The sequence below is a fragment of the Mesorhizobium silamurunense genome, assembly GCF_014843825.1.
Taxonomy (GTDB): domain Bacteria; phylum Pseudomonadota; class Alphaproteobacteria; order Rhizobiales; family Rhizobiaceae; genus Mesorhizobium; species Mesorhizobium silamurunense.
Genome location: NZ_JHQR01000017.1, coordinates 1 through 5779, shown reverse-complemented (window position 1 = coordinate 5779; position 5779 = coordinate 1). Strand labels below are relative to the sequence as shown.

Sequence of the window (5779 nt, the reverse complement as noted above, 5' to 3'; positions counted from 1 at the left end):
CCCGCGGCCGTGTTGCCGGCGCTGCCGCCAGACGCCTCGATCGCCGGGCCCATGCGGCTGTAGAGCAGCTCGGCACGCCTGGTGTCGATGAGGTTCATCGCGCCCTTGATGATGCCGTTGGTCTCGAGGAAAGCCTCGTCGCACTGCGCGATGATGTCGACAATGGCATTGCCGATGCAAAGCACGTCATATTCCGGCATCAAAGTCTCCGTTCAACGGTCCGCTGGCCTTCTGCCATGCCGGCCGGGCAGGAGTCTGGGGAGTTGGAATGGACTTTCCGCATAGCGATCGATCCGGCGTCGGCCCTCGCGCGGCGGCGAGCCCTGCCTCGCGCCGCAAGTCGTCGGCTCTGTCCGTCCTCTCCCAGGTGAACTCAGGTTCTTCGCGGCCGAAGTGCCCGTACGTGGCGGTCTTGCGGTAAATCGGACGCAAGAGATCAAGCATCTTGATAATGCCCTTAGGTCTGAGATCGAACAGCTCAAGAATGAGCCGCTCGATTCTTTCTTCCACGATCTTCGCGGTCCCGAAAGTGCTGACCAGGACAGAAACCGGAGCGGCCACACCGATCGCGTAGGCAAGCTGAACCTCGCAGACCTCCGCAAGTCCGCTAGCCACGATATTCTTCGCGACATACCGGGCCGCATAGGCAGCCGAGCGGTCAACCTTGGATGGGTCCTTCCCCGAAAAGGCGCCGCCGCCGTGACGCCCCATCCCACCGTAGGAATCGACGATAATCTTGCGTCCAGTGAGGCCGCAGTCGCCGCGCGGCCCACCGACTACGAACCGCCCCGTTGGATTGACCAAGAACCTGGTCCCCGTCGTGTCCAAGTGGGGCGGCAAGACCGGCTTGATGATCTCCTCGATGACGCCTTCCCGGACTGTTTCTTGTGTGACCTCCTCCGCATGTTGCGTCGACAGGACTACGGTATCCACCGCCACCGGGCGCAAACCTTCATAGCGGATGGACACTTGAGATTTTACGTCCGGACGCAGCCAGCTCAGCTGTGCCGCTTTGCGGACCTCTGCCTGTCTTTTCGTCAGACCGTGGGCGAGTTGGATCGGCAAGGGCATCAGTGTATCGGTCTCGCTGCATGCGAACCCGAACATGAGGCCCTGATCCCCCGCTCCCTGCTCGAGATCCTGCCCTCGTCCCTCGTCAACGCCCTGGCTAATGTCGGGCGACTGCTCGGTGAGAGCCAAAACGACGGCGCAACGCCGACCATCAAAGCCGATCGCATCGTCATCGTATCCAATATCGACAATCGTATCGCGGGCTACCTGGCTGTAATCGATCTGCGCATCGCTGGTGATCTCGCCAGCCAGAACGACCATCCCTGTCTTCACCAACGCTTCGCACGCGACGCGTGCCTTCGGATCGGTGCGGAGGATCGCATCGAGGATGGCATCCGAGATGTTGTCTGCCATCTTATCCGGGTGTCCCGCGCCGACGGATTCGGAAGAAAACACGAACTGCCTAGTCATAGAATGGCCCTCGCTTCGGGTTGCTGGAGTTGGATGGGCATTTTGATTAGCCCGGCTTCCTGTTGGTGATGCCAGGGACCTCGAACGCAGCGCAGAAGTCGGCAACGTCTCTTCGCACGCAGGCATGGACATCCGGATCATCGGGCTGTCGGCAGACCAAGTCTACGAAAGTGGCGATCTGCACCATTTCCGCCTCGCACATGCCCACGGACGTCACCGCTGGTGTCCCCAAGCGGATGCCGCTTGTGAGCGCCGGATGCCGCTGGTCGCCCGGCACCATATTAAAGTTCGTAATGATGCCTGCTTCCGATAATCGTTCGGCATAGGCTTTGCCTGACAGTGGTCGATCGCGCAGATCAAGGATCAGCATGTGATTGTCGGTGCCCCCGGTGACCAGGTCATAGCCTCGCTCCAGAAGCGCCTGGGCCAGCGCCTTGGCATTCTTGACGACCTGCTGACCGTAAGTCCGGAAGGACGGGCTCGCGGCTTCCTGCAAAGCGACAGCTAGCGCGGCGATGATATTCATATGCGGTCCGCCCTGCAGGAGAGGGAACACCGCACGGTCTATACGTTTGGCGAGATTGTGTTTGCTCTTCGAATGATACAGCGCCTGATAGCGGTCATCATTCCTTGATAAAATGAAGCCACCGCGGGGACCGCGGATTGACTTGTGAGACGTGCTGCTGACGACGTCGCAATGGCGCACCGGATTCGGATGCGCTCCTGCCACAATCAGGCCGCTGATGTGCGCAATGTCGGCCACAAGATAGGAGTTCACCTCCGAAGCGATTTCCGCCATTGCCGCATAGTCAAAAACACGCGGATAAGCAGTTCCGCCGACCCAAATGAGCTTCGGCCGTTCCCGCTTGGCCGTCTCGCGCAAGCGGTGATAGTCAATCTGCTGCGTCTGTTCGTGCAGCCCATAGGGGACGCGTTTATAATCAGTGCCGGAGAAGTTGACGGCCCATCCATGGGTGAGATGACCCCCACCGGGGAGGGGCAAGCCCATTACTTTGTCTCCCGGGCTCAAAAGTGCGCGATAGACAGCCTGATTGGTCGGCGAGCCGGAATAAGGCTGGACGTTGGCGTGTTCGCTGCCAAATAGTGTTACTGCGTCTGTTCGTGCAGCCCATAGGGGACGCGTTTATAATCAGTGCCGGAGAAGTTGACGGCCCATCCATGGGTGAGATGACCCCCACCGGGGAGGGGCAAGCCCATTACTTTGTCTCCCGGGCTCAAAAGTGCGCGATAGACAGCCTGATTGGTCGGCGAGCCGGAATAAGGCTGGACGTTGGCGTGTTCGCTGCCAAATAGTGTTTTCAAGCGCTCAATGGCGAGGTTCTCAAGCTCATCGACGATCTCGTTTCCCGCGTAGTAGCGCGCACCGGGGTATCCCTCGGCGTACTTGTTTGTGAAAATCGAGCCGGTCGCTTCCAGCACGGCCGAAGAGGCGAAGTTCTCAGAGGCTATGAGTTTGAGCGTCGTCCGCTCCTGCCGCTCCTGTCTTAGAAGCAGTTCGTGAACGCGGTAATCGACTGCGGCCAAGGCAGACCGTCCGAGGGTGTCGGGCAGCACGATCGCGCCGACGGCGGAGTTGTCCATTGTATTTCGCGCTCCAATTGGATTGATCTATTTCAAGCAAGCAGGCGGTCCCTTCGACCGCGCGTCTTGTATCGCTTCGAGCCGTTGTAGGTCTCGTTTATGATAGCCATCGCCCTGGGGCAGGAGATCGACCAACAATTGAACCAGCCCGCCGTCCTTGCCTCCTGCTTTGAGATGGTACGAGGCCCACGGACGTTGTTCGTTGCAGCAAAGAAAGTCGGCTCTGACGAGCAGCCGTACGTGTCGCACAACGTGCTCGCGACGCAGACCCAGGATCTCCGCTAGCTGGCAGACAGTTAGGTCCGCATGCGCGCAAAGGCCCAGGATTCGAAGGCGATCAAGATGCGCCGCCGTCCGTAGGCGACTGACCAGTGTCATCATTGGCCAGCCTCAAGCCACATAGAAAGACTGGGCACTTGTCCTACTGACTTTGCCATTTGGCGTTCTCCGTAGATACTACAGCTTTCGCCCGAATTATGTTTTTGCTTTCAAGCGAACAGATACTCACATTGGTCGCGAGGGTACATGTTTGTTTTGTAAGCATGAATTGTTTCGAGCCGACGATTGCGGTGTTCGAAGAACCAATATGAGCTCTATTCTTGCCATTTCCTTCAAACCAGAGATTGCATGCTGTTCTTTGGTCGCGGCACCACGCGTCTTGACCCGCTAACCTCAGATGTTGCGATAAGCGTACCATTCACAGCGGTTTGGAGTTGCTAAGAGTCTATGAATTTCTTTGAAGGATCTGTTGCAACGCAGGCTCTTCTTCACTGATGTCATCACGCCCGCACGGCCAGCGAGCCGCCGATCGCGATCGCGTTCGCCTTCCGCTGCCTTCATCGGCCGAACCATGTCGGCGGGGAACGAACCCTCCGTAAATAGCTTGTCGCGGAAACAGGTTCATAGCCGCGCGATGCCGCTCATGGCCGCCTGGCTCAATTTGATGCTGCGTGCTTGGTATCCATAGTGTGGATGGGCTGCATCAAAAAAATCGATTTGGCGGATCTTTCGAAATGCACCATTCCTTTTTTTCATTCTGATTAGACAGCATGAGGACCGGAACGATGTCTTACGAAGCGATCTTTAGCCTTGGATCGGACTGCACTCCTGCCAACCAAATTAGACGATATTTCAAAAGGCGCCCGAGTAGCTGTTTTGATTGGCTTGTGACGCCTGTAGCCTCCATCGAACGAATATTGGCGGACGATGGATCACAATTTGGGCTTCGTGTATCAGCGTGCTTCAATGGTACAACTGCTCTTTGCGAGAATTACGGTATTATCTACCATCATGAGTTTGATAGAAAAACGTCCAACGCAGTGATTTTTACGCCGGAGTCTTTACGGTCTTGTCGCGATAAGCTGATTTACAAATACAACAAGATGCTTGATATCGCTCGGACGCGCAAAACGTTGTTTGTGCGCTATGTCTCTGGAACGGATGCTCCAGGTGATCGGCAGCGTGGGCAGCCGTTTGGAACAGAGGGTCTCCAGGAGATGATCACTCTACTTGAGAAAAAGTTGGGACACTCAAGCTTCCATCTGGCATTTTTTCGCGCCATCGGAAACCCATACGATGATTCGGAATTCACAAGGCCGCTCCCAGAGCGCTGCAGTGTCCATCAGGAGAACCATGTTCCTGATCAACTTGGCGATGATGAGGCGTGGAACGAGTTCTTCTCAACAATGGGACTTTCGCCAGACCGTCCACCGCTGCTGTAATCTTCAAGATCGTGCTGCAAGGCCAGTCAGAGCAGCACAGGAGGTAAATTCATGGAAAGCGAGCTGTCTGTCGCACTATATGCCGAGATCTGACAAATTCGAGTTCTTCATGATATCTCGCAACACCGCTCAAACGGATCCGGCAATAAGTCCGCTCAATCGGACGCCGAGATTCAGCTGCTCATTCAAAGGCTAGAATGAGCTTTGGAAACGGAGGATGCCGCCGACGCTGTTCTTTTTGTCGGCGTCAGTCCAGTTTGCGTTGGAAGGGCCGACCATGCCGACGCCGAAGTTGCCATAGTGGTCATAGTCGGCTTCGACTATAACCGTGAAACCTGGGACGACCGTATAGGCGACGTTTGCAGCCAGACCATAATTCTTGAGCTGATCACCCGAGACCTGGAGGTTAAACGAAGTTGTCTCGTTGAACTTGTAAGTAGCTCCGATCCATAACGCCCAGTTGCCGCCCCAAATTTTGTAGAAGCCGCGACCATGAGCGTCGATTGCGTTAGTGGCGTCATCGTTTAGCTTGCCGTTGGAGCCGTAGCCGAACATCCCGAATAGCGACAGTTCGTTGGTGACATCGAAGTCGACGCGGACCTTGCCGGCCACCGATTCATAGTTGCTATCATAAGCGACAACACCGGTGATCGCGCCCCAGCCTTGCGTGTATTTCACGCCGCCCACGACGTGCGGAACATAGCTGTTGATAGTGCCGACCACGCCCGAGCCCTCTTCGAGTGAAGCCAAAGCCGAAAAGCCGTTACCGGCGTCAAAGTAGTACTGAACCACATTGGTATCGAAGTCGCCGTACGGAACAGCCATCTGATTGAGGACGTTGCCAGGGTAGCCAATAAACGTGTCGAAGGCCGACCAGTCCTTACCAACTCGGAGGCCACCAAGCTGAAGCCAGGCGAAAGTCAACTTGATGCCACTGTTGAAGGCATAGTTCTGAGGACTGCCGGGACCCGAAG

3 protein-coding genes and 3 pseudogenes are annotated in these 5779 nt (G+C 56.5%); 1 reads left to right on the top strand and 5 read right to left on the bottom strand.

Going from position 1 to position 5779, the window contains the following annotated elements:
- The 4 genes and pseudogenes from DH10_RS01775 to glyA all read right to left on the bottom strand — a co-directional run.
- A pseudogene (locus DH10_RS01775) lies at positions 1 to 200 on the bottom strand (adenosine kinase); the annotation flags it as partial.
- The gene (gene metK, locus DH10_RS01770; protein ID WP_281396711.1) at positions 187 to 1482 is read right to left on the bottom strand and encodes a methionine adenosyltransferase; all 1296 of its coding nucleotides are present in this window, start codon (positions 1480 to 1482) and stop codon (positions 187 to 189) included. The gene metK and the pseudogene DH10_RS01775, both read right to left, overlap by 14 nt.
- 46 nt (positions 1483 to 1528) lie before the next feature.
- Positions 1529 to 2587: pseudogene (locus DH10_RS01765) on the bottom strand (serine hydroxymethyltransferase); the annotation flags it as partial.
- Between the two features lie 212 nt (positions 2588 to 2799).
- Positions 2800 to 3084: pseudogene (gene glyA / locus DH10_RS38075) on the bottom strand (serine hydroxymethyltransferase); the annotation flags it as partial.
- Positions 3085 to 4148: 1064 nt separating this feature from the next.
- Between glyA and DH10_RS01755 the strand changes: the two are divergent.
- Complete coding sequence (locus DH10_RS01755; RefSeq protein ID WP_192245614.1) at positions 4149 to 4805, top strand: DUF1796 family putative cysteine peptidase; 657 nt, start codon at positions 4149 to 4151, stop codon at positions 4803 to 4805.
- Positions 4806 to 4997: 192 nt separating this feature from the next.
- On the opposite strand, the gene DH10_RS01750 is transcribed toward DH10_RS01755, so the two are convergent.
- A partial coding sequence (locus DH10_RS01750) for a porin (protein WP_192384115.1) occupies positions 4998 to 5779 on the bottom strand: 782 nt, incomplete at its 5' end.